This window comes from Flavobacterium sp. CLA17 (assembly GCF_013112255.2).
GTDB classification, from domain to species: Bacteria; Bacteroidota; Bacteroidia; order Flavobacteriales; family Flavobacteriaceae; genus Flavobacterium; species Flavobacterium circumlabens.
This window is the reverse complement of record NZ_CP068294.1, coordinates 67,931-92,620: the sequence shown is the minus strand read 5'-3', so window position 1 is coordinate 92,620 and position 24,690 is coordinate 67,931. Positions and strand designations below refer to the sequence as shown.

Sequence of the window (24,690 nt, the reverse complement as noted above, 5' to 3'; positions counted from 1 at the left end):
TAAAAATGAAAAAATCAAATTCCATTTTAAAAATGGCTTCGTGCCTCGGACTATTTTTAATTGCAGTTGCGTTAACGAGTTGTTCAGGTGATGATCCGGTAAACAATAATCCGGATCCTGTAGTAGTGCCTCCGGTTGTGGTAACACCTGGTTTTCCCGGGCCAACGTACGCCGACAATTATACGGCAATATCAGGCTGGGGAAGCAGAGCACAATGGAATTTGGCCAACGTACATGATCCCTCAGTTGAAAAAAGCGGAGAATACTATTATATGTATCAAACCGATGCTTCTTATGGAAATGCAACGGATGGACACGGACATTTTTTTTACAGAAGATCGAAAGATTTAATCAATTGGGAATTTATGGGATCATCCATGACCGAAGCTCCGGCCTGGGTAAAAGATTCCCTGAATAAAAAAAGAGCCAGAATGTCTCCGGCATTACCCGCCATTACAAATCCGAATTATGGATACTGGGCACCCTGCGTTCGAAAAGTCGGAAATATTTATAGAATGTATTACAGCATTGTGGTTACAAATCCTATTGTAGGAACAGACACCAATACTTCCTGGACAGAACGCGCTTTTATTGGTTTAGCCGAGACAAATGATCTGGCTTCAAACAATTGGACAGATAAAGGAATGGTAGTTTGTTCTGAACCGGACGGCGTAAAAAGTTATGTTCGAAACGGAGGAAATGATTGGGATGCTTATTTTAAATTCAACGCCATTGATCCCAGTTTTATTCAGACTCCTGAAGGCGATCAGTATTTAATTTACGGTTCATGGCATTCCGGAATCGCAGCTTTAAAACTGAATCCAACTACAGGGAAACCGTATAAATTAAAGACAATTGACGATTACGGAGTGCGAATTGCAGGACGAGGAAATGTAAATACAAACCGTTGGCAGGCACTGGAAGGACCGGAAATTATCTATAATCCGGACACTCAGTATTATTATTTGTTCTTGGCTTATGATGAATTATCGGTTGCCTATAACACGCGTGTTGCTCGTTCAAAAAGCATTTTAGGACCGTATTTGACAATCAGCGGAATTAGTATTACCAACGGAGCTGATTGCCTGCCGATGTTGACTCATCCGTATTCCTTTAAGAATCACACGGGTTGGGTTGGAATTTCACATTGCGGAATTTTTCAGAATCTGGAAACCAAACAGTGGTTTTATACCTCGCAAGCACGTTTACCGGAAGGAGTTCCGGGAATTGCAGTTTCGAATGCCGTGATGATGGGACACGTTCGTGGTATACAATGGACAGAAGATGGATGGCCGGTCGTTGATCCGGAACGTTATGCCGGAGTACCAGCCACGACAATTTCTGAAGCCAGTTTTGTTGGAACCTGGGAACAAATAACCATGAATTATCAATACAAAACCATTCAAAAATCAGTAACCCTTTATTTAACCGCAGATAAAAAAGTAAGCGGGGACGCTAATGGAACGTGGTCGTATGACAGCACCAAAAAAATCCTGACTATAAACGGAGTAAAATGTAATGTAACCGATGCCTGGGATTGGGAATTAGCCACCAGAAAAGTGACTTTGACCTATTCAGGTTTAACATCAGGCGGATTACCGGTTTGGGGTAAAAAGATAAATTAAAATCCCAATTTTTTTTTAAATCCCAATCCCCAAGCCTCGGGACCAGACAAAAAGTAATAGCCACAGATTAAAGGATTAAAAAAGATTAGAAAATCTGCTTGATCTGCCAAATCTGCGGGAAAAAATATTTAACACATAGAAACATAGCTTAACAAATCGTATTAGATGTTTCACTTCAAATAAATTACAGATCTATCTGCATTTAAATAAAGTGAGACGCCTTTTTCAACACAAAGAATGCTATGTCTCTATGTGTTTAAATAAAAATGCCAAAATAAATCATAATGAAAAATACAATTACATGCCTATCACTTTTAGTTTTGCTTACCTGTGGTCCGACAGTTCAGGCACAGTCTAATAAAAACCAAATCGATCCTGCAAAATTCAATAATCCAATTATCAAAGAGCAGTATACAGGCGATCCTGCAGCATTGGTTTACAAAGACAAAGTGTATTTGTACGCCGGTCATGACGAAGCACCAAACGATTTTAATTTTTATAAAATGAACGAATGGGTGGTGTATTCTTCATCAGATATGAAAAAATGGGAATCACATCCGGTGCCCCTAAAAGTAACAGATTTTGCATGGGCAAAAGGCGATGCATGGGCTTCGCAGGTAATTGAAAGAAATGGAAAATTTTATTGGTATGTAACCGTTCACCACGGAAGTATAGACGGAAAATCAATTGGAATTGCAGTTTCAGATAGTCCAACAGGACCGTTTAAAGATGCCTTAGGAAAAGCTTTAATTACAAATGACATGACAAAATTTACCGATATAAGCTGGGACGACATTGATCCGACGGTCTATATCGATGGTGATGGACAAGCCTATTTGTTTTGGGGAAACACCTCTTGCCATTATGCCAAATTAAAAGAAAACATGATTGAACTTGACGGACCAATTCAGCACATCGATTTGCCGCATTTTACAGAAGCACCGTGGATTCACAAACATAAAAACTGGTATTATTTATCATACGCGTATGAGTTTCCGGAGAAAATTGCCTACGCCATGAGCAAGTCCATTACAGGTCCGTGGGAATTCAAAGGAATTTTGAATGAATTAGCCGGAAACAGTAACACCAACCATCAATCGATAATAGATTTTAAAGGACAATCGTATTTTATTTATCACAACGGAGCATCAATTCCAAACGGAGGAAGTTTCAGAAGATCGGTTTGTGTAGACAAATTATATTACAACAAAGACGGAACTATGAAACGAGTGGTGATGACTTCTGAAGGAATTCAATAGTTTTTTAGTTTTCAGTCGCAGTTTACAGTTTACAGTCACAGTTTTCTTATATGATTTAAAAAGTTTACAGTCACAGTTTACAGTCCAAACTTAAATGATCTTATATCACTTATATGGTTAAGAAAAAAGGTTACAGTAACAGTTTTTAGTCTCAGTCGCGGTCACATTTTACATTTCACAAACAAATCAATTATATGATTTACAAAAACATAAAACAGGCACTTTATATTCTAACCTTCCTGATGGCTTCGGTTTCATTTGCGCAGGAAATAGTAGTGCACGACCCCGTTGTTATTAAACAAAAAGAAACCTATTATCTGTATTGCACCGGTAAAGGAATCAGTGTTTTCAGTTCGAAAGATTTAAAAAGCTGGAATCCCGAACCTCCCGTTTTTAAAGACAAACCGGTTTGGGCAGATGGTGTTGCAGCTGATTTCAAAAACCATATTTGGGCACCGGATATTTCTTTGCATAACAATGTTTATTATCTGTATTATTCCGTTTCGGCTTTCGCCAAAAATACTTCGGCAATTGGTGTTGTGACAAACACAACATTAGATCCAAAAGACAAAAAATACAAATGGGTCGATCAGGGAATTGTCATTGAGTCACAGCCCAATCGCGATATGTGGAACGCCATAGATCCGAACTTAATTTTCGATGAAAATAATACGCCGTGGTTATCATTTGGTTCTTTTTGGGAAGGATTGAAGATGGTAAAACTAAATCCTGATTTAAAATCAATAGCTCAGCCACAGGAATGGCATACAATCGCTAAGCGCAAAAGAACTTTCGAATTACCCGATTCTGACCCGGGCGATGGCGCACTGGAAGCCCCTTTTATTTTTAAGAAAAACGGCTATTATTATCAATTCCTTTCCTGGGATTTATGCTGTCGCGGAGAAAAAAGCACCTATAAAGTGGTTGTTGGAAGGTCTAAAAATGTAACCGGGCCTTATGTCGATAAAGACGGAAAATCTTTAAATGAAGGCGGCGGAAGTATCGTAGTTCAGGGCGATGAAAATTACTTTGGCACAGGCCATAACAGCGTCTATACGTTTGACGGTAAAGATTATATTTTTTACCACGCTTACGAAAAGAAAACCAACGGAACACCAAGATTAGTGGTCAAAGAAATACAATGGGATGCAGATTTATGGCCGGTTTTAAAATAGAATATTCAATGCAATGAAAAAATATACGTTTCACATAGTAGCTATTTTCCTATCACTTCTCATTCTGATTTCCTGTAAAGAAACAAAGAATGATGTCGTAGTATTGAATAAAACTTCGGCCTTAAAAGCAGGTTACGAAATTGAACCGGTCAACATTCAGAATGTAAAACTGACCGATTCTTTTTGGTTGCCTATAATTAAAAGAGTCCAGGAAATTACGATTGCATACGCCATTCAAAAATGTAATGAAGAAGGCCGTTTTGAGAATTTCTTAATTGCAGGAAAACAAAAAACAGGAGAAGTGAGAGGGCAAATGCCTTTTGATGATACCGATGTTTATAAGATTATCGAAGGCGCTTCGAATACCTTAATCAGCGCACCAAACCCAAAATTAGATCGCGTTTTAGATTCCTTGATTGCCATTGTAAAAATTGGTCAGGAAAAGGACGGTTACTTGACCACGTGGAGGACAATAAATCCGGCAAAACCGCCAGCGCCCTGGGTTCCGGTTATCGAAGGAAAACGTTGGGAATCATTACAAATCAGTCACGAATGCTATAATTCGGGACATTTGATTGAAGCCGCTGTCGTACATTATGAAGCTACGGGGAAAAGAAATTTCCTTGATATTGCTATTAAAAATGCAGATTTGTTAGTCAAAACTTTTGGCGACAAACCAGGTCAGGTAAAAGGAGTTCCAGGGCATCAGATTGTAGAAACAGGTTTGATCAAACTGTATCAAATTACCGGAAAAGAAGCGTATCTGAAACTGGCAAAATACTTTCTCGACAATCGCGGAAATCCCAACAATCATAAATTATATGGCGAATATGCACAGGATCATATTCCGGTGGTACAGCAAAACGAAGTCGTTGGCCACGCCGTAAGAGCCGTTTACATGTACGCCGGAATGACCGATATTGCCGCCATAACAAAAGACAAAGCCTATACCGAAGCCGTAAACAATTTGTGGAATAACATGGTCAGCAAAAAAATGTATATCACAGGTGGAATTGGTTCCAGACATGACGGAGAAGCTTTTGGAACCAATTACGAATTGCCAAATTTAACCGCATATAACGAAACCTGTGCAGCAATTGGTGATGTATATTGGAACCACAGACTACATAATTTGACGGGGAAATCGCAATATTTTGACGTGATCGAAAGGACCATGTATAACGGATTAATCTCCGGAATTTCATTAGACGGAAAAGAATTTTTCTATCCAAATGCCTTAGAATCTGATGGCGTTTTCAAATCAAACAGAGGATCTTGCACACGTCAGGCTTGGTTTGATTGCTCTTGCTGTCCAACAAATTTAATTCGATTTGTGCCTTCGATTCCGGGATTGATTTATTCAAAATCAAAAGATGTTCTATATGTGAATTTGTATGCTTCGAACAACGCATCCTTCACTTTAGGAAAAACCGATCTACAGATTTCACAGCAAACCGGATATCCTTGGAACGGAAAAGTAGCGATCTCAGTTAACCCGAAAAAAGAAAGTCAATTCACGATCAAACTGAGAGTTCCGGGTTGGGCAAGAAATGAAGTTTTGCCGGGCGATTTATATTCTTATAAAAAAGCATCCACCCAAAAAGCAACCATTAATCTGAATGGAGAAACATTAGCTATTCAGCCGGAAGCCGGTTATTTCAAGATTACCAGAAATTGGAAAAAAGGAGATAAAATCCAGCTTAATTTCCCAATGGAAGTCCAGGAAGTAGAAACAAATGCAAAAGTAGAAACCAATAAAAATAAAGTTTCTTTAGAATACGGACCAATCGTTTACGCCGTTGAAGAAATCGACAACAAAAGCAATTTCGATAAAATAAATGTAGCATCCGGAGATACTTTCAAAGTAAAAAAAGAACCTAATTTATTGCAAGGTGTAAACGTGATTGAAAATTCAAAATTCAAAGCAATACCCTATTACAGCTGGTCAAACAGAGGAGTTGGAAAAATGAAAGTTTGGTTGGATTATAAGAATTAAGAGTAAAGAGAATAGAGTATAGAATAAAGATAATGCCATAGATTAAAGGATTAAAAAAATCTGCTCGATCTGCTAAATCTGTGAGAAAACATTCAACATAACAAAAATAAAAATCCGTTTTTATCCGCGTCATCCGCGTGCCATAAAACAAAAAATTAAATAAAAATGAAGTCCAATTTAATTACTAAAATTACCCTTTGTGGTTTATTGCTGAACGGCTTTTATGCTTCGGCACAAAAAAATAATCTTCAGGTTGATGTTGCAAAAACAGTAACCAAAATTCAGCCAACGATGTACGGAGTGTTTTTTGAAGACATCAATTTTGCTGCTGATGGAGGTTTATATGCAGAAATGATTAAAAACAGATCTTTCGAATTTCTGTTTCCAATGATGGGATGGAATGAACCCAACAGCGACCGTCATAAATTAAATCAGCAATCCGGAATTGCCACTGTAGTTCAGTATTCAAACCAAGGAACCAATCATAATTATTGCAGGGTTACTCTTAAAGATGCAAGCGGTTATGAATTGATTAATGAAGGTTTTAGAGGAATGGGAATTAAGAAAGGCCTCAAATACAATCTGTCTTTAAAAGCTTCAAAATTATCAGGAAACATTACCAAGATCAAATTTCAATTTATAGATAAGGATAATAAAGTTTTAGGCGAAACTTCGATTGCTCCAACATCAAAAGACTGGACAGATTATACTGCTCAGTTAACCTCTACATCAACAGAAGCTAAGACAAAACTGAAAATTACTTTTGAAGGAAACGGAGTTATCGATTTAGATAATATTTCGTTGTTTCCGGAAGATACCTGGAAAGGAAGAAAAAACGGGATGCGGTCTGATCTTGTACAATTATTATACGATTTGAAGCCAGGGTTTTTGCGCTTTCCGGGCGGATGTATTGTGGAAGGAAGAACTTTGGCAGAACGTTACCAATGGAAAAAATCAGTTGGAAAAGTCGAAGAAAGAGAAACGGCAATAAACCGTTGGAATATGGAATTTGCACACCGTCCGGCACCGGATTATTTCCAGAGTTTTGGTTTAGGTTTCTTTGAATATTTCCAACTTTCTGAAGATATAGGCGCTGCTCCATTACCCATTTTAAGTTGCGGAATGGCTTGTCAGTTCAATACAGGAGAATTAGTTCCGATGGATCAAATCGATCCGTATGTACAAGATGCTTTAGATTTAATTGAATTTGCAAATGGCGATCAAACAACAGCGTGGGGAAAAGTGAGAGCTGATATGGGACATCCAAAACCATTTAATTTAAAACATATCGGAGTTGGAAATGAGCAATGGGGACCGGATTATATCGAACGTTTCAAAGTGTTCCAAAAAGCCATTAAAGATAAATATCCAAACATTACAATCGTTTCCGGAACAGGACCATTTCCTGACGGAGATTATTTTGATTACGGCATGAAAGAGCTTAAAAAACTAAACGCCGAAATCGTTGACGAGCACTATTACAAAGATCCGGCCTGGTTCCGTAAAAATGCAACCCGTTACGACAATTACGACCGTAAAGGACCAAAGATTTTTGCCGGAGAATATGCAGCGCAAAGTGTAGCAATTGCAAGTCCGGACAATAAAAACAACTGGGAGTGTGCTTTTTCTGAAGCTGCTTTTATGACCGGAATGGAGCGTAATGCTGAGGTGGTTCACCTGACATCTTATGCGCCGTTATTGGCTCACGTAGAAGGCTGGCAATGGACACCTGATATGATTTGGTTCAACAACTTACAATCCTACGGAACACCAAATTATTATGTTCAGAAATTATTCTCTAATAATAAAGGAACCGATTTAATCAATATTACAAAAGACGGAAAAGCAGTCACGGGACAAAATGAGTTGTTTGCATCTGCAGTAAAAGATGTCAATTCGAAGGAAGTAATTCTGAAGATTGTGAACACTTCAGCAGCGTCTCAGAATGTGACAATTGATTTAAAAGGAGCCAAATTAGAAGCAAAAGGAACGGCCATAATTTTAAAAGGAGACGGAATAAACGATGAGAATTCTTTTGAAACTCCAACTAAAATCAGTCCGAAAGAAAGTGAATTTAAGGTATACGGAAGCAAGGTTAAATACGATTTCCCGGCATACTCGGTTACGGTTTTGAAAATTAAGATGAAATAATCGCAACAGAATAAATGTAAATGAAACGTTTATTTTTTGTTTTTATCCTAAATCCTTGTTTTGATGCATTATTTGCAAAAATACAAGCCCTTATTTTTATTAAGTGTTTTTTACACACTTATAAATTATTTATATTTATATTTGTCATTATTATAAAATGAATTTCGCATGAAAAATTACGTTATAGGATTGGACTACGGAACAGATTCTGTTCGGGCGATGCTGATAGATACTGAAAATGGACAAGAGCTGGCATCCAATGTTTCTCCTTATAAAAGATGGAAAAACAAGCAATATTGTGACGCAGCTGTAAATCAGTTTCGTCAGCATCCTCTGGACCATATTGAAGGTTTAGAAATTACGATACAAACTGTTGTAAAAGAGAGCGGAGTTGATCCGTTTCAAGTACGCGGAATTTGTATTGATACCACCGGGTCTTCTCCCGTTCCTGTAACCAAAGAAGGAATTCCGTTGGCATTGACAAAAGGTTTTGAAGAAAATCCGAATGCAATGATGGTATTATGGAAAGATCATACCTCGATAAATGAAGCAAACGAAATCAATGAACTGGCAGTAAGCTGGGGCGGAGAAAACGTAACAAAATATGTAGGCGGAATTTATTCATCGGAATGGTTTTGGGCGAAAATCCTGCACATTGCCAGAGAAGATGAAGCCGTTAGAAATGCGGCGCACACCTGGATGGAGCACTGCGATTTAATGACGTATTTATTAATTGAAGATAAAGATTTAAAGACATTCAAAAGAAGCCGTTGCGCCGCGGGTCATAAAGCGATGTGGCACGAAGACTGGAATGGTTTACCACCAGTGGAATTCTTAGAAAAATTACATCCGTATCTGGCAACACTTCGCGGTAATTTATATGATGAAACGTATACATCAGATGTAGTTGCCGGAAATTTAAGCAAAGAATGGGCAGATCGTTTAGGACTTTCGACAGATACAATCGTAGCCGTAGGAACTTTCGATGCACATTCCGGAGCTGTTGGAGCAAAAATTGGCGAGAACACCTTAGTTCGCGTTATGGGAACTTCAACCTGCGATATTTTAGTAGGTTCGAAAGAAGAAGTAGGGACCAAAACCGTTCGCGGAATCTGCGGACAAGTTGACGGATCCGTAATTCCGGGTTATATCGGTTTAGAGGCAGGACAATCTGCTTTTGGCGATTTATTGGCCTGGTACAAAGAATTATTGCTTTGGCCAACCGATCATTTATTAGATTCTTCTTCTATTTTAAGTGACACTCAGAAAGAACAATTAAGAGAAGAATTCAGCGATAAATTAATTGTGGAACTGACAAAAGAAGCAGAAAAAATCCCGGTTTCAGACAGTCTTCCAATTGCTTTGGACTGGATTAACGGAAGAAGAACTCCAGACGCCAATCAGGAATTAAAAAGCGCAATTTCGAATTTATCTTTAGGAACAAAAGCGCCTCATATTTTCAAAGCATTGGTAAACGCAATTTGCTTTGGAGCGAAAAAAATCGTGGATCGTTTTGAAGAAGAAGGTGTAAAAATTGACAGCGTTATCGGAATTGGAGGCGTTGCCAGAAAATCGCCTTTTATCATGCAGACTTTGGCGAATGTTTTAAACAAACCCATTAAAATTGCAGCATCAGATCAGACTCCGGCTTTGGGAGCGGCAATTTACGCAGCCGTTGCGGCAGGAATTTATCCGAATGTAATTGAAGCAAGTCAAAAAATAGGAAGTGATTTTGACGGAGAATATTTTCCTCAATTAAATAAAGTAGCAGCTTATCATAAATTGCTTTTGGCATACGATCAGTTAAGTGCTTACGAAGACCCAACTATTAAATTACCACAACATGAGTTCTCGTTATAAAGATTTAAAGCAGGAATGTTACGAAGCCAACATGCAGTTAAATGCATTGAATCTGGTCGTATATACCTTTGGAAATGTAAGCGCGGTGGATAGAGAAAATGGTGTTTTTGCCATTAAACCAAGCGGCGTTCCTTACGAAGATTTAAAACCGGAAGATATTGTGATTGTTGATTTTGATAATAACATTATTGAAGGAACCATGCGTCCGTCATCAGACACCAAAACACATGCTTATTTATACAAAAACTGGCCAAATATTGGTGGAGTGGCTCATACTCATGCCACTTATTCTGTGGCCTGGGCACAGTCGCAACGTGATATTCCGATTTTCGGAACCACACATGCCGATCATTTAACGTCAGACATTCCGTGTGCGCCCCCGATGGCCGATTCGCTCATCGAAGGAAATTACGAACACAATACCGGAATTCAGATTCTGGATTGTTTCAAGGAAAAAAACCTTTCCTACGAAGAAGTAGAAATGATTTTGATTGGAAACCACGGTCCTTTTGCCTGGGGAAAAAATGCAGCCAAAGCAGTTTACAACAGCAAGGTTTTAGAAGTCGTAGCCGAAATGGCCTACCTGACTTTACAGATAAATCCAAACGCACCAAGATTGAAAGATTCCCTGATAAAAAAACATTACAATCGTAAACACGGAAAAGATTCGTATTACGGGCAATAGAAAATTTTGTTTTAGGTTTCAGGTTTTTTTTGTTTCAAGTTGTTGGAACGTGAAACCTGAAACTTGAAACAAGAATAAAAAAGACAATAAAATAACAAAGATTTTAGACGGTTCAACAACTTGAAACAAAGAAAACTTGAAACAAAATAAAAAGACATGATAGATATATCTCAAAAAGAAGTTTGGTTTGTAGTAGGAAGCCAGGAATTATACGGACCGGAAACTTTAAAATTAGTAGCGGAACATGCTGCAATTATGGCAAAAGGTTTAGACGCTTCATCACACATTCCGGTAAAAATAATTTGCAAAGACACCTTAAAATCGCCTAAGCAAATTTTAGATTTATGTTTAGAAGCAAATTCCACTAAAAACTGTATCGGTCTTATTGCCTGGATGCATACTTTTTCTCCAGCTAAAATGTGGATTGGAGGATTAAGCATTCTAAAGAAACCCCTGTGCCATTTACACACACAATACAATGCTGAAATTCCGTGGGGAACTATCGACATGGATTTCATGAACCTGAATCAATCCGCTCACGGAGATCGTGAATTTGGTTTTATCATGTCCAGAATGCGTAAAAAACGTAAAGTGGTGGTTGGACATTGGGAAGATCCACGTGTTTTAAACAAATTAGGAGTGTGGACAAGAGTAGCTTTAGGATGGGACGAACTTCAAAACTTAAAAGTAGCCCGCATCGGAGACAATATGCGTGAGGTTGCCGTTACAGAAGGCGATAAAGTAGAAGCCCAGATTCGTTTTGGAATGTCGGTTAACGGATATGATTCTTCAGATGTGACGAAACATATTGATAAGGTAACAGAGCAACAATTAAACGATTTATTAGCCATTTACGAATCATCTTATTCTTTAACCGATTCTTTAAAAGAAGGCGGAGCACAAAGAAGTTCATTAGTTGAAGCAGCAAAAATAGAATTAGGCTTAAGAGCTTTCCTTGAAGAAGGAGGTTTTGGAGCTTTTACAGATACATTTGAAAACCTTGGAGCCTGGAAACAATTACCAGGAATTGCGACACAAAGATTAATGGCGGATGGTTACGGTTTTGGTGGCGAAGGCGACTGGAAAACGGCTGCAATGGTTCGTGCATTAAAAGTTATGAACGTGGGTCTTGAAGGAGGAACTTCCTTCATGGAAGATTATACCTATCATTTCACGCCTCAGAAATCATACGTTTTGGGATCGCATATGTTGGAAATTTGCCCGTCAATTGCAGAGTCAAAACCTTCCTGCGAGGTGCATCCGTTAGGAATTGGAGGAAAAGAAGATCCCGCCCGTTTGGTATTCAATTCACCTGCTGGAGCGGCAATCAATGTTTCTTTAGTAGATATGGGGAATCGTTTCCGTTTGATTGTAAACGAAGTGGAAGCCATTAAACCATTGGCAGATTTACCAAAATTACCGGTGGCGAGAGTTTTATGGGACTGTAAACCAAATCTTGATATCGCAGCAACCGCCTGGATTCTAGCCGGTGGAGCACATCACACGGTTTATAGTCAGGCCATCACGACAGAATATATGGAAGATTTTGCAGATATCGCCGGAATCGAATTATTAGTTATTGATGAAAGGACTACGGTAAGGGACTTTAAAGATAAAATCAATGCGAATGAAGCATATTATCATCTGTTTCAGCATGGACTTTAATTAAGGTGCAAAGGTTCAAAGTGGCAAAGGTTTTATCTTGAATTTTAATTTGCTATTTTTAACTTTTAACATCTAACATTTAACCAAAACTAAAAAATATCATTTATGAATGTATTAAAACGTTGCGTTTTTGGAATTAGCCTTTTGAGTTTGGCTGCGGTTTCAGTTCAATGCAAAAGCGATAAAAAAACAGATGCAAAAGCAGTTTTAACAGATGAAAAAGCTACGATTACAATTGAAAAATCAGCTTACGGAACCACTGCAAAAGGAGAAAAAGTCGATAGTTACAAATTAAAAAACCAAAATGGGATGGAAGTCGACATCATCACTTTTGGTGGAAGAATTACAGATTTGAAAGTACCAAATAAAGAGGGAGTTTCTGAAAATGTAGTAATCGGATTTAATTCTTTGGCACAATACGAGAAAGAGAATCCGTTTTTCGGAGCTTTGATCGGAAGATACGGAAATAGAATCGCTAAAGGGAAATTCTCTTTAGACGGAAAAGAGTATCAATTAGCCATCAATAATGCGCCAAATGCTTTGCACGGTGGGCCGCAGGGATTTTTCAATGTTGTTTGGAAAGCCGATGAGGTAAAATCAGGAAATACAGCTTCTTTGAAATTATCGTATTTAAGTAAAGATTTAGAAGAAGGGTATCCCGGAAACTTACAGGTTTTTGTAACCTATACGCTGACAAATGATAATGAGCTGGAAGTGCTTTATGAAGCATCAACCGATAAGAAAACAATTGTGAATTTGACACAACATTCATACTTCAATTTATCCGGAGATTTTTCGAAAACAATCTTAGATCACGAATTGACTTTAAATGCTGATCAATTAGTTCCGGTGGATGCAACGCTTATTCCGACAGGAAAATTAGAGGATGTTGCTAATACGCCTTTCGATTTCAGAACACCAAAATTAATTGGAAAAGACATCGAAGTGAAGAACGAGCAATTAGAAAGAGGAAAAGGATATGATCATTGCTGGGTACTGAACAATCCTGAAAAAGGAAAAACAATCGTAGCAAAAGTGTACCACGCTGCAAGTGGAAGAGTGCTGGAAATGACAACCGACGAACCTGGAATTCAGTTTTACTCCGGGAATTTCCTTGACGGAACTTTACCAACACGCGACGGCGGAAAATATGCACACAGAACCGGACTTTGTTTAGAAACAGAGCATTATCCGGATTCTCCAAACCAGAAAAACTTCCCGACAACGGTTTTAAACCCGGGAGAAAATTATAAAACTAAAACTACTTTTAAATTTTCTGTAAAAAAATAGTTTTAGAATTTGTTTATTAGTTTAGTAATTCTCTAAGAAACCTCGAAAGTTATGCTTTTGAGGTTTTTTATTGAGTAAAGTTTGCCACGAATTGCACTAATTTACACAAATCAGGATGGTTAATTTTAATTAGTGAAAATTCGTGAAATTAGTGGCAGAAAAAACTTTGCGAATCTGCGACTTAGCGCGATTAATTAATAGTAGCTATATAAAAATGGTAACTTAGCAAAGTAAACTAAAGCAAAATGAAACATCTATTCAAAGCAGAACTCAATTGGACTTCAAAAAAAGAACAAGAATCAGTTTCAAAGTTGTACAATAAAAGTCATCAAATTAAAATTGAAGGGAAACCTGTTTTAAATGTTTCCGCAGCAAAAGCCTTTAAAGGTGATCCGCAAGTATACAATCCCGAAGATTTACTGTTGAGCAGTCTGGTTTCCTGCCACATGATGTCATACTTATATGTCTGCTCACAAAACGGAATAGAAGTTCTGGAATATTCAGATCATGCCGAAGCAACACTGGAAGTCTCACCAGACGGAAGCGGACGTTTTACAGAAGTTCGATTAAATCCTAAAGCAAAGATTTCAGATCCGGAACAAATAGAATTAGCTCTAGGACTACATCAGAAAGCAAATCAGTTGTGTTTTATTGCGAACTCGTGTAATTTTCCTGTTTTGCATGAGGCGAGTTGTGAGGTAATTTAAATACGGAAAACACATTGACGTACAGAAAAGCGTACATTTGTAAAAAATACGATTATGAAAACAGTTAGTGTAACAGAGTTTAGAGGGAATATTAAAAAATATCTTGACCTTGCTGAATCTGAAAAATTGATAATTCATAGAAGTAAAGGGCGCTCTTTTGTTGTTATTCCGTTAAACGAAGAAGATGACGAATCTTTATTAAGTGATAACCAAAAAGCGGCCATAGATGAAGCTTTAGAAGATGTTGCCAATGGAAGAATACATTCGCACCAAGATGTTATGGAAAAAACCAAAAAACGATTTCCACATTTATTTAATAGGTAATCCATGGTGAAAATAATATGGACAGATATTGCCAAAATTGATTATTGGAAGAACATTGAATATTTAGAGAGTGATTGGACGTTGCAAGATGTTTATAATTTTATAGAAAAAACGGATCATTTAATAGAACTGCTAACATATCAGGTTTCGGTAACAAAACAAATTACTTTGTATTACAAGGTTTCGGAAGACAGCAAAATTGAATTGTTAAGATTTTGGAATACGTATCAAAATCCTAAAAAGTTTATATTCTAAAAAAAACGTATAAAACCAAAAAAACCTCTTCCGTTAAGAAGAGGTTTTTGTACCCGGAGCCGGAGTCGAACCGGCACGGTTTCCCACAGGTGTTTGAGACCAGCGCGTCTACCAATTCCGCCATCCGGGCTTAGCAGACGAAAAAACAATCAAAATTGATTATTTTAACGCAATAAAATGAAGTCATAAATGGCATCATTCCTTTAACACGGTGCAAATGTAAAAAATAAAATTAAATGTGCTACTAAAAATACTTAAAATTTTCCTTTCAGTGTCCAATAAATTTTATAAATTTGCACCTCGTTAAAACGACGCACACACAACTAACTACACCCGAGGCATTTATATTTATTTTGTTTTACCGAAAATGGTGAAGCTTGATTGTACTAAGCGCAGCGGAGCAAAAACAACAAATTATAATGTCGCACCTAGAACCAGAAGCTAAAATTTTTGCTTGTTCACAAAGTGTTTATCTTGCAGAAAAAATTGCAGAACAATACGGGATTCCGTTAGGAAAAGTAACGATGTCAACGTACAGTGATGGTGAGTTTCAGCCATCTTACGAAGAATCAATCAGAGGATTACGTGTTTTTATCGTGTGCTCAACATTTCCAACAGCCGATAATTTGATGGAATTGTTATTAATGATTGATGCTGCAAAACGCGCATCAGCAAGACATATTACAGCTGTTATGCCATACTTCGGTTGGGCAAGGCAGGACAGAAAAGACAAACCGAGAGTTCCGATTGGAGCAAAATTAGTAGCTAATTTATTAGATGCTGCCGGAGCAACAAGAGTAATGACAATGGATTTGCACGCAGATCAAATTCAGGGGTTTTTCGAAAAACCGGTAGATCATTTATTTGCCTCGACCATCTTTTTACCATACGTAGAAAGTTTAGGATTAGAAAATCTGACCATTGCATCTCCGGATATGGGAGGTTCAAAAAGAGCATATGCGTACTCTAAGTTTCTGGAATCAGATGTAGTAATCTGTTACAAACAAAGAAAAGCAGCCAACGTTATCGATACCATGGAACTGATTGGTGAAGTAAAAGGCCGTAACGTAATATTGGTAGACGATATGATCGATACGGGTGGAACATTAGCGAAAGCTGCCGATTTAATGATCGAAAAAGGAGCATTAAGCGTTAGAGCAATTTGTACACACGCTATTTTATCCGGTGACGCCTACGAAAAAATAGAAAACTCAAAATTAAGCGAGTTAATCGTTACCGATTCTATTCCGTTAAAGAAAGAATCAAAGAAAATAAGAGTAGTGAGTTGTGCGCCTCTTTTTGCTGAAGTTATGCACATGGTGCACCACAACAATTCCATTAGTGGAAAATTTATAATGTAAGAAGCAATACGCTTTAGGCTGTAAGCCATAAGCTTTGTTACTCATTTTTAAAAAAGCCTAAAGCCTAGTGCTTAAAGCTTAAAGCAGTTGAATATTTATTAATAACTATATTTTTTTACAATGAAATCGATTACAATTAAAGGATCAGAAAGAGAAAGCGTGGGCAAAGTGTCAACTAAAGCCTTACGTAATGCTGGAGCGGTTCCTTGCGTGTTATACGGAGGAAATCAGGCAGTACATTTCTCAGCGGAGGCTGCGGCATTCAAAAACTTGGTTTACACTCCAAACGCACACACAGTTGTGATTGAGCTTGGAAAAGGAAAATCATTCAATGCAATTTTACAGGATATTCAGGTTCACCCGGTATCTGACAAAATTTTACACATTGACTTCTTTCAGTTATTTGATGACAAAGAAATCACTATGGAAGTTCCTGTAAAAGTTGTAGGTACATCAAAAGGTGTTCTTGCAGGTGGTGTTTTACGTTTGAACACTCGTAAATTAAAAGTAAAAGCTTTACCTAAAAATCTTCCTGATTTTGTTGAAGCTGACATTACGCCACTTGAAATGGGTAACAAATTATATGTTACTAAAGTTGGTACGCCAGACTACAAAGTGATGCACCCGGAAAACACTGTTGTTGCTCAGGTAAGAATCTCTCGTGCTGCTATGAAAGCTGCTCAAGAGGCTGCAAAAGCTGCAAAAGCTCCTGCAAAAGGAAAGAAAAAATAATTTTTTTCAAATTCAATACAAAAGCATCAATCGAAAGATTGGTGCTTTTTTTGTTTTTAGAGGTTCTGAGATGCTGAGGTACTAAGGTTCTAAGAAAGAATTATCTTCAATATAGCAGACTGAGCAATCCAAAATCCTCAGGAGAAGTCCCTACAAAAAACCGCGTAAATCCGTTTAACCAGCACCATCCGCATGCACCAGCGAACCTTGCGCAAAAAAACCTTGCGTTCTTTGCGGTTAAACCTACGCGCAATAAAATCAGCATTTTTTTTAGAAGCAGAAATTTCAGATTTTTCAACACGAGATATTCCTGCCATCCGCTATATCTTTTCCTTGTTAAAGAAGCAAGAAAAAGGATTCCGCTTCTGTCTCAGGGCTAGCCGGAAAATTTAGTTTTATAAGGAAAAAGGTTCAAAGTTGCAAAGTTGCAAAGGTTCAGAGGTACAAAAAATGACAAGGCTACAGATGTCAGGCTGAGCGAAGTCGAAGCTACACAAGGAGCTCGACAATCTAAAATGAAGTACTTTGCCGTCCTTCAACTTCGCTCAGGATGACAAAAATGCAAGCAAAAAGCTAACAAAGCAAAATAAAATCGGCACAAATCCATTTAAATCCATGTCATCTGCCTACCATTTTTAGCGCACTTAGCGTATCCCGATAGTTATCGGGATTGCGTTCTTTGCAGTTAAACCCATGCGCAATTCAAATTATCTAATTGACACATTTTCTAATTACCAAATTAACCCTATTTTTGCAGACATGATAAAATGGATAACAAAACTGTTTTCATCAATACAAAAAGAAGAGAACACAGATTATATGAAGAAATATTTAATCGTAGGACTAGGAAACATAGGAGCCGAATACGTAAATACACGACACAACATTGGATTTAAAGTACTGGATTTTTTAGCCAGAAAAGAAAGTCTTTCTTTCGAAACCGTAAAATTGGGTGCACTGGCAGAATATAAATTTAAAGGGAGAACCTTTTTTCTGCTTAAACCAAACACTTACATGAATTTAAGCGGTAAAGCCGTTAAATACTGGATGGATAAGGAAAACATTCCATTAGAGAATATTTTGGTCATTACAGACGATTTAAACCTGTCTTTCGGAACCATCCGAATCAAACCAAAAGGCAGTGACGGAGGTCATAACGGATTAAAGAATATCAATCTCGTTTTAAATACACAGCAATACACCCGTTTCAGATTTGGGATCAGTGATCAGTTTAAAAAAGGACAGCAGGTTGATTACGTTTTAGGAGATTGGGACGAAGAAGAAAAAGCAAAACTGCCGGAACGTTTAGAAGTTGCTTCAGAAATTATCAGGTCATTCGGAACTGCCGGATTAGAAAACACAATGACGACTTTTAATGGAAAATAAAGATTTACAGCTATTTAAACCTTAAAAAATCAGATTGTCAATTAATTAAATCAAATTATAACGAAATAGTATTTTCTATTCCAAAGTTAAATGTTTAAATTTGGAATAAATTATTATAAACCATAAAATCATAATATCATGGCTTTTGAATTACCACAATTACCTTATGCATATGATGCATTAGAACCACATATTGATGCCCGTACAATGGAAATTCACCATTCAAAACATCATAATGCCTACACAACAAATCTTAACGCTGCAATTGCGGGAACAGATTTAGAAGGTAAAACAATAGAAAATATCTTAATTAACTTAGATAAAACAAACGCTGCGGTTCGTAACAATGGTGGAGGTTTCTACAACCACAACTTGTTCTGGACAGTGATGTCTCCGGACGGAGGCGGATTACCAACTGGTGATTTATTGGCTGCAATCGAAGCTTCTTTTGGAACTTTTGAAGAATTTAAAGCTAAGTTTGCTAAAGCAGGTGCTACACAATTCGGTTCAGGATGGGCTTGGTTAACAGTGCAAAAAGGAGGAAAGTTAGAAGTTGTAGGTACTCCAAATCAAGACAACCCATTAATGCCAGAAGTTGCTGGTAACGGTGGAACTCCAATCTTAGGAATGGATGTTTGGGAACATGCTTACTACTTAAACTACCAAAACAGAAGACCGGATTATATTGAAGCGTTCTTCAGTGTAATTAACTGGACAGAAGTAGCAAGAAGATTTGCTTTAGATAAATAGTAGAGCATAGAATAAAGAAAAAAGACGGACAGCCTGAAGGTTGTCCGTCTTTTTTTTGTCTATATTTTTCTTCTCTCTATTTTCTTTATTCTATTCTCTCTCTCGTCTTGATTCTATTCTCTATTCTCTATTCTCTTTTTCACATCACACCAGAGTTTATTCCAATAAAAAAGGCGGAATTTCTTCCACCTTTTTTGCCCCAAATCTACCATATACTTAACCTACTAATGTTATGGTGTAGTAAATGTAGGATAGCAGTATTGTAATGCCAAATATTTTAGATGAAATGCAAATAAACTCGATGAAATACGTAATTTCTTACTTTGAATAAATCCTTGACTTTATTCCAATAAAAAAGGTGGAATTGCTTCCACCCTTTTTGCCCCAAATCTACCATAAACTTAACCTACTAATGTTATGGTTTCCCAAAAGTATTGTAGCTTTTCTATTTTGCCAAACATTTAGGATTAACGGCAAAAAAAACCGATGAAATGCACAAATTAACCTTTTGTTAATAATTGTCTAATACGCTCTTGCGTCTTTTCCTTCATAAAAGTTCATGAAAGCTCTGTTTACAACACGATTTCCACCTGGTGTAGGATAATCTCCGGTGAAATACCAATCTCCCAGATTCTTAGGACATGCGATATGTAAATCCTCTACTTTTTGGAAAATGATTTTTACTTCAGCATTGATTTCCGGAGAACTCAACATTTCGGCAATTTTATCTGAAACCTCTTCCGGCGTAAACTGATCATAGATAGCCGTTACATAATTGACAACATCTGTATCAGCAAAGTTTTCCTGTGCTTTACATTTAATGTAAACCTCGTCTACTATATGGTATAAGTTTCTTTCTTTCAATAAAGCCAGTGCTGCTCTAAAAGCAACAAGACCTTCTAATTTTGCCATGTCAATTCCATAACAATCCGGATAACGGATCTGCGGAGCTGAAGAAACGATTACGATGCGTTTTGGTTTTAGACGATCCATCATTTTAATGATGCTCATTTTAAGAGTCGTACCGCGAACAATACTATCATCAATAATAACCAGATTGTCCGTAGGCTTAATCACTCCGTAAGTCACATCATAAACGTGTGCTACTAAATCATCACGGCTGCTGTCTTCGGTAATAAAAGTTCTTAGCTTGGCATCTTTAATCGCTACTTTCTCTGTGCGGATTTTTACAGCTAATAATTCCTGTAAGGTTTCTGCAGTAAGTGTATTTCTATTTTCTAAGATATAATTGTTTTTACGCTGATTCAGGAAATCCTGCGCAGCTTCTACTAAACCATAAAAAGAAGTTTCAGCTGTATTCGGGATGTATGAAAAAACAGTATTATCTGTATCACTGTCAATGGATTTAAGAACAGCAGGCAAAATTAATTTACCAAGGTTTTTACGTTCCTGATAAATTTCAGCATCACTTCCTCTTGAGAAATAAATTCGTTCAAAAGAACAGGCTTTTTTAACAGTTGGTTCCAGGATTTGCTCCATCGAAACTTTTCCGCTTTTTTTGATGATTAAAGCATTTCCCGGATCGATTTCCTGAACACTTTCAAAAGGAACATTAAATACAGTTTGAATCACAGGACGTTCAGAAGCGACTACCACAACTTCATCATCCTGATAAAAGTATGCCGGACGAATTCCTGCAGGGTCTCTGAAAACGAAAGCGTCACCATGACCCAATAAACCGGCCATTGCATACCCTCCATCTAAATTTTTAGCCGAACGGGCCAATATTTTTGCGATATCCAGACGTTCTGCAATAACAGGAGAAGCTTCTCTTTTAGAATAGCCTTCTTGTTTGCAGTCCTGATACAATTGCATTACCTCTTTGTCAAGAAAGTGACCTATCTTTTCCATTACAGTAACGGTATCAGCCATTTCTTTCGGATGCTGTCCAAGCTCTACCAAGTTTTCGAAAAGTTCTTTAACATTCGTCATATTAAAGTTACCTGCCAAAATAAGATTACGGTGCATCCAGTTACTCTGACGTAAAAAGGGATGTACGCTTTCGATACTGTTTTTACCGAAAGTCCCGTAACGAACGTGACCTAAAAATAACTCTCCTATATAAGGTATGTTCGCTTTTTGTTTTTCAACATCATTGGCATATTCAGGATGTGCAGTCATTTCTTCATTGATGCGGTCATTGATCTGTGCAAAAACATCCTGGATGGGTTGTGAATGATTCGAACGAACTCTGCTGATGTAGCGTTGTCCGGCTTCAACATCAAGTTTGATGCTTGCAAAACCTGCACCATCCTGACCACGGTTGTGCTGCTTCTCCATCATCAGGTACATTTTTTGTATCCCGTAAAAAGCAGTTCCGTATTTCTCTTTGTAATATTCAAGCGGTTTCAGAAGTCTAACTAAGGCTATACCACATTCGTGTTTTAACGCGTCGCTCATTTTTTTTGTATTTGTGTTGTTGTTGTAAGTTGTGTGTATTAACGTAATAAAAAAAGCCCCGTTTTATCGAGGCTCTCAGGCATTATATTTCTATGTCAAACTGAGTTAACGATTTAAATTGCTGTAATCGAATCGCTACTTCAGCTTTGCTTAATGTTTGCATCCTTTCGGTTCCAAATTTCTCTACGCAGAATGAAGCGAGATTTGAACCATAAATAATTGCGTTTTTCATGTTCCCGAACGAAATGTTTTCACTTTGTGCAATAAATCCTGAAAAACCTCCTGCGAAAGTGTCTCCGGCTCCTGTTGGATCAAAAACATCTTCTAAAGGTAATGCCGGTGCAAAAAATACTTCTCTGTTGTGGAATAAAAGTGCGCCGTGTTCTCCTTTTTTGATCACCACATATTTTGGTCCCAATTCCTGGATTTTGTTCGCCGCCTTTACTAATGAATATTCTCCCGAAAGCTGTCTTGCTTCTTCGTCGTTTATTGTGATAACGTCTACACGTTTAATTACTTCAAGTAATTCCGGTAAAGCGCAGTCCATCCAGAAATTCATAGTATCTAAAACTACTAATTTTGGTTTTTTCTCCATTTGATCCAAAACACTGCTTTGTACCAGCGGATGTAAGTTTCCTAACATGACAACATCAGCATCTTTGAAGTTTTGAGGAACTTTAGGCTGAAAATCAGCTAAAACGTTAAGTTCCGTAACCAGAGTGTCTCTGGAGTTTAAATCGTTGTGGTATAAACCGCTCCAGAAAAAGGTTTTTCCGCCTTTTACAATTTCGATACCGGAGATATCAATATTTTTTGAAGTCAGTAAATCTAAATGTTCTTGAGGAAAATCGTCACCAACTACAGAAACAATGGCCGATTGCAGGTTAAAAAAAGATGCTGATAAACCAATGTACGTCGCAGCACCACCTAAAATTTTATCTGTTTTTCCGAAAGGAGTTTCAATCGCGTCGAAAGCAACTGTTCCAACAATCAATAATTTATTCATTTTATGAATTTCGAATTAGGGTGCAAAGATACTTCATAAGTTACAATATTGCAACGGTTTACACTCTCAAAATTTTCATAAAAAAACAATATCGTTTTCGGGTCTAAAACTATTGTAAATGAGTAAATTATATTTGATTCAATAGAGTGCTTAAAATAGGATTTCCGGATTTGAATCGCAAGTTTTATTTTTGAAAAAAGCTTTAAAATTTCTATCTGATTTTTCTAAAAGAAGAAGCTTTTCTCTTTCCGCTCAAAACACCAAGAATTGTAATGTGGTTTTTCTTTATCTTAAATATAATGAGCCATGTTTTATAAGAAGCTTCCCTGTAAATTTTGGTTTTAGTTGGAATATTTTCACATTCGGAATAAAGTAAAGGATTATGGATTATCTTAGCCATTGCTTTATTTATTCCATTACCAACTTTAATTGCATTTAAAGGCTGATGTTTTTCGAATGCGATGTAATTTACAATTTCTTCTAAATTCAGAAAATAATGTTCAGAAATATCTAACGTATATTGTTTTGTATTTTCAGCTTTTTCTCTTCCCATTTTTCATTAAACATTTCTAAAGACATTGTTGGAGATTTTTCAGCAGTTTTTATCCATTTTAAAAAATCTTCTTTAGATAATTCTATTTCATTCTGATCGCTTTCGTCTTCGAAATCAATTGATACTGTCAATGCTTTTCCAATATAATTTTTTGGAATCTCAAAAGAAAGATTGACAATTTTATCTTTGGGAGTGATGGTTTTTTGTATCATTTGATTAAAATTAAAGACCTAACAAAATTACAACAATTTGAATTTCAAATAAGTTAAAAAAGATTAAATCTACAACTCATACTTCTTGTCAAAATAATTTTTCAAAACCCCAATCTGAATTAAGATCATAAAAGGAACGATTAAAACCCCATACAATATGTTTTTAGAAAAATGAATTCCTGAAAATAGGGCAGAAGCTTTATCTAAATTTAAATACAATTGAGAGGTTTCTAAAGCAGAAGTGTCGCTACTGGAATAAAGCGAATAAGCAATCAAAGCAGCTAAACCTGCACCCATAAGTATCCAGGTTGTTTTGGAAATCAAAGGTTGGTAGGCTTTGATTTTGCTCTTTTCAGCCGCTAAAACCTGAGTCATTATTTTTGAAGTGAAGTCAATAGATGGTGATTCCAAAGTGTTTTCGGCCATCATTTTATCAATAAGATTTTCTATGTTTTTATCGCGCTCTGTCATAATACTCCAGTATTTCGGGTTCTAATTGCTTCTTAAGGATAACAGCCAGTTTTTGTCTGCTTCTGAATAATTTTACTTTAGCATTGTTGGCTGAAATATTCATGATTTTTCCAATTTCTTCCAGACTCTGATCGTCAAAATAAAATAAAGTCAGGATGATATTGTCTTCTCCGGGCAGTAAATTTAGACAATTCTGAATGGTCTGCTTTCGTTCTTTGTCTTCTAATGCACTCAGTGCATTGTCCATTGTTTTTATTAAATGTGCCGAAAACTCATCAATCGAGATATTGTTTTCTTCTTTTTTATTTTTCTTCAAACGGTCTAAGCAGGTATTGTAGGCGATTTTATAACTCCAGGTTGAGAATTTAGAATCTCCTTTAAACTTACTTAAGGAATTGTAAATCTTAATAAAAGTATCTTGTGCCACTTCTTCGGCCTCCTCGCGGTTTTTAACCATTTTGAGTGCCAGGCTAAAGATCATATCCTTATATCGATCTACCAGCACGGCAAACGCATTGGTCTCACCCTGCAGAATTTTGTTGATATAATGCTGATCATTTAAAGTACTCATATTATATAGGACGACAGTTACTTTAATTAGGTTACAAAGATTTGAAAAATAAATTCAAATTTTTTAATTGGTGACTCAAAAGGAAATTCCAAAAAATAAAATTCCAAATTCCTCCTTATAATATATAATCAAGGAATTCAAAGTTTAAACACAATATTGTCATCTCGACGAAGGAGAGATCACACTAGAAGCTCTGCAAAGTAAATCGACAATCGTTGTCGGGTTTCGCGTGTGA

General features: G+C 37.0%; 22 protein-coding genes and 1 tRNA gene. 16 read left to right on the top strand and 7 right to left on the bottom strand.

The window, feature by feature from the left end:
* The first annotated feature begins 5 nt into the window (after positions 1-5).
* From HAV12_RS00400 to HAV12_RS00345, 12 genes are all read left to right on the top strand, one after another.
* On the top strand, positions 6-1,625 hold the full coding sequence (locus tag HAV12_RS00400; RefSeq protein ID WP_171567992.1) for an arabinan endo-1,5-alpha-L-arabinosidase: 1,620 nt from the start codon (positions 6-8) through the stop codon (positions 1,623-1,625).
* 284 nt (positions 1,626-1,909) lie between these two features.
* Positions 1,910-2,884, top strand: a complete 975-nt coding sequence (locus HAV12_RS00395; protein WP_171567991.1) for a glycoside hydrolase family 43 protein — start codon at positions 1,910-1,912, stop codon at positions 2,882-2,884.
* Between the two features lie 194 nt (positions 2,885-3,078).
* Positions 3,079-4,059, top strand: coding sequence for an arabinan endo-1,5-alpha-L-arabinosidase (locus HAV12_RS00390; protein WP_370528473.1), 981 nt, complete (start codon positions 3,079-3,081; stop codon positions 4,057-4,059).
* Positions 4,060-4,072: 13 nt separating this feature from the next.
* On the top strand, positions 4,073-6,055 hold the full coding sequence (locus HAV12_RS00385; protein WP_171567990.1) for a glycoside hydrolase family 127 protein: 1,983 nt from the start codon (positions 4,073-4,075) through the stop codon (positions 6,053-6,055).
* Positions 6,056-6,220: 165 nt separating this feature from the next.
* Positions 6,221-8,206, top strand: coding sequence for an alpha-L-arabinofuranosidase C-terminal domain-containing protein (locus HAV12_RS00380; RefSeq protein ID WP_171567989.1), 1,986 nt, complete (start codon positions 6,221-6,223; stop codon positions 8,204-8,206).
* A gap of 168 nt (positions 8,207-8,374) precedes the next feature.
* The gene (locus HAV12_RS00375; protein ID WP_171567988.1) at positions 8,375-10,066 is read left to right on the top strand and encodes a ribulokinase; all 1,692 of its coding nucleotides are present in this window, start codon (positions 8,375-8,377) and stop codon (positions 10,064-10,066) included.
* Positions 10,050-10,751: an L-ribulose-5-phosphate 4-epimerase gene (locus tag HAV12_RS00370; RefSeq protein WP_171567987.1), complete on the top strand. Its 702-nt coding sequence runs from the start codon at positions 10,050-10,052 to the stop codon at positions 10,749-10,751. The genes HAV12_RS00375 and HAV12_RS00370 overlap by 17 nt, the downstream gene beginning before the upstream one ends.
* Before the next feature lie 156 nt (positions 10,752-10,907).
* A complete protein-coding gene (gene araA, locus HAV12_RS00365) occupies positions 10,908-12,416 on the top strand; it encodes an L-arabinose isomerase (protein WP_132032631.1) in 1,509 nt (502 codons plus the stop codon).
* A gap of 105 nt (positions 12,417-12,521) precedes the next feature.
* Complete coding sequence (locus HAV12_RS00360) at positions 12,522-13,706, top strand: aldose epimerase family protein (RefSeq protein ID WP_171567986.1); 1,185 nt, start codon at positions 12,522-12,524, stop codon at positions 13,704-13,706.
* 245 nt (positions 13,707-13,951) lie between these two features.
* Positions 13,952-14,413 carry an OsmC family protein gene (locus tag HAV12_RS00355; protein WP_171567985.1) on the top strand — a complete coding sequence of 154 codons (462 nt, stop codon included), beginning with the start codon at positions 13,952-13,954 and terminating at the stop codon, positions 14,411-14,413.
* Between the two features lie 54 nt (positions 14,414-14,467).
* Positions 14,468-14,737, top strand: a complete 270-nt coding sequence (locus HAV12_RS00350; RefSeq protein ID WP_171567984.1) for a type II toxin-antitoxin system Phd/YefM family antitoxin — start codon at positions 14,468-14,470, stop codon at positions 14,735-14,737.
* Positions 14,738-14,740: 3 nt separating this feature from the next.
* Entirely contained in the window at positions 14,741-14,992 is a 252-nt protein-coding gene (locus HAV12_RS00345) for a type II toxin-antitoxin system RelE/ParE family toxin (protein ID WP_171567983.1), read from the top strand.
* Positions 14,993-15,042: 50 nt separating this feature from the next.
* On the opposite strand, the gene HAV12_RS00340 is transcribed toward HAV12_RS00345, so the two are convergent.
* Positions 15,043-15,122: transfer RNA gene (locus tag HAV12_RS00340), tRNA-Leu, on the bottom strand.
* 289 nt (positions 15,123-15,411) lie between these two features.
* Here HAV12_RS00340 and HAV12_RS00335 point away from each other — a divergent pair.
* From HAV12_RS00335 to HAV12_RS00320, 4 genes are all read left to right on the top strand, one after another.
* Positions 15,412-16,353, top strand: a complete 942-nt coding sequence (locus HAV12_RS00335; RefSeq protein ID WP_132032603.1) for a ribose-phosphate pyrophosphokinase — start codon at positions 15,412-15,414, stop codon at positions 16,351-16,353.
* Between the two features lie 120 nt (positions 16,354-16,473).
* On the top strand, positions 16,474-17,085 hold the full coding sequence (locus HAV12_RS00330; RefSeq protein WP_132032601.1) for a 50S ribosomal protein L25/general stress protein Ctc: 612 nt from the start codon (positions 16,474-16,476) through the stop codon (positions 17,083-17,085).
* Between the two features lie 759 nt (positions 17,086-17,844).
* Positions 17,845-18,471 (top strand): aminoacyl-tRNA hydrolase, encoded by a 627-nt coding sequence (pth, locus tag HAV12_RS00325; RefSeq protein WP_171567981.1) that lies wholly within the window; start codon positions 17,845-17,847, stop codon positions 18,469-18,471.
* A gap of 138 nt (positions 18,472-18,609) precedes the next feature.
* Positions 18,610-19,221, top strand: coding sequence for a superoxide dismutase (locus tag HAV12_RS00320; RefSeq protein ID WP_132032597.1), 612 nt, complete (start codon positions 18,610-18,612; stop codon positions 19,219-19,221).
* A 522-nt stretch (positions 19,222-19,743) separates the two neighbouring features.
* Here the strand turns inward: HAV12_RS00320 and HAV12_RS00315 are convergent.
* From HAV12_RS00315 to HAV12_RS00290, 6 genes are all read right to left on the bottom strand, one after another.
* Entirely contained in the window at positions 19,744-21,642 is a 1,899-nt protein-coding gene (locus tag HAV12_RS00315) for an amidophosphoribosyltransferase (protein ID WP_171567980.1), read from the bottom strand.
* Positions 21,643-21,724: 82 nt separating this feature from the next.
* Positions 21,725-22,648 (bottom strand): PfkB family carbohydrate kinase, encoded by a 924-nt coding sequence (locus HAV12_RS00310; protein WP_171567979.1) that lies wholly within the window; start codon positions 22,646-22,648, stop codon positions 21,725-21,727.
* Between the two features lie 211 nt (positions 22,649-22,859).
* Positions 22,860-23,201 (bottom strand): type II toxin-antitoxin system RelE/ParE family toxin, encoded by a 342-nt coding sequence (locus tag HAV12_RS00305; protein WP_171567978.1) that lies wholly within the window; start codon positions 23,199-23,201, stop codon positions 22,860-22,862.
* Positions 23,159-23,413: a hypothetical protein gene (locus HAV12_RS00300; RefSeq protein WP_132032589.1), complete on the bottom strand. Its 255-nt coding sequence runs from the start codon at positions 23,411-23,413 to the stop codon at positions 23,159-23,161. Before HAV12_RS00300 ends, HAV12_RS00305 begins: the two co-directional genes overlap by 43 nt.
* Positions 23,414-23,482: 69 nt before the next feature.
* Entirely contained in the window at positions 23,483-23,884 is a 402-nt protein-coding gene (locus tag HAV12_RS00295) for a hypothetical protein (protein WP_132032587.1), read from the bottom strand.
* The gene (locus tag HAV12_RS00290; RefSeq protein ID WP_171567977.1) at positions 23,868-24,455 is read right to left on the bottom strand and encodes an RNA polymerase sigma factor; all 588 of its coding nucleotides are present in this window, start codon (positions 24,453-24,455) and stop codon (positions 23,868-23,870) included. The genes HAV12_RS00295 and HAV12_RS00290 overlap by 17 nt, the downstream gene beginning before the upstream one ends.
* Positions 24,456-24,690 lie beyond the last annotated feature (235 nt).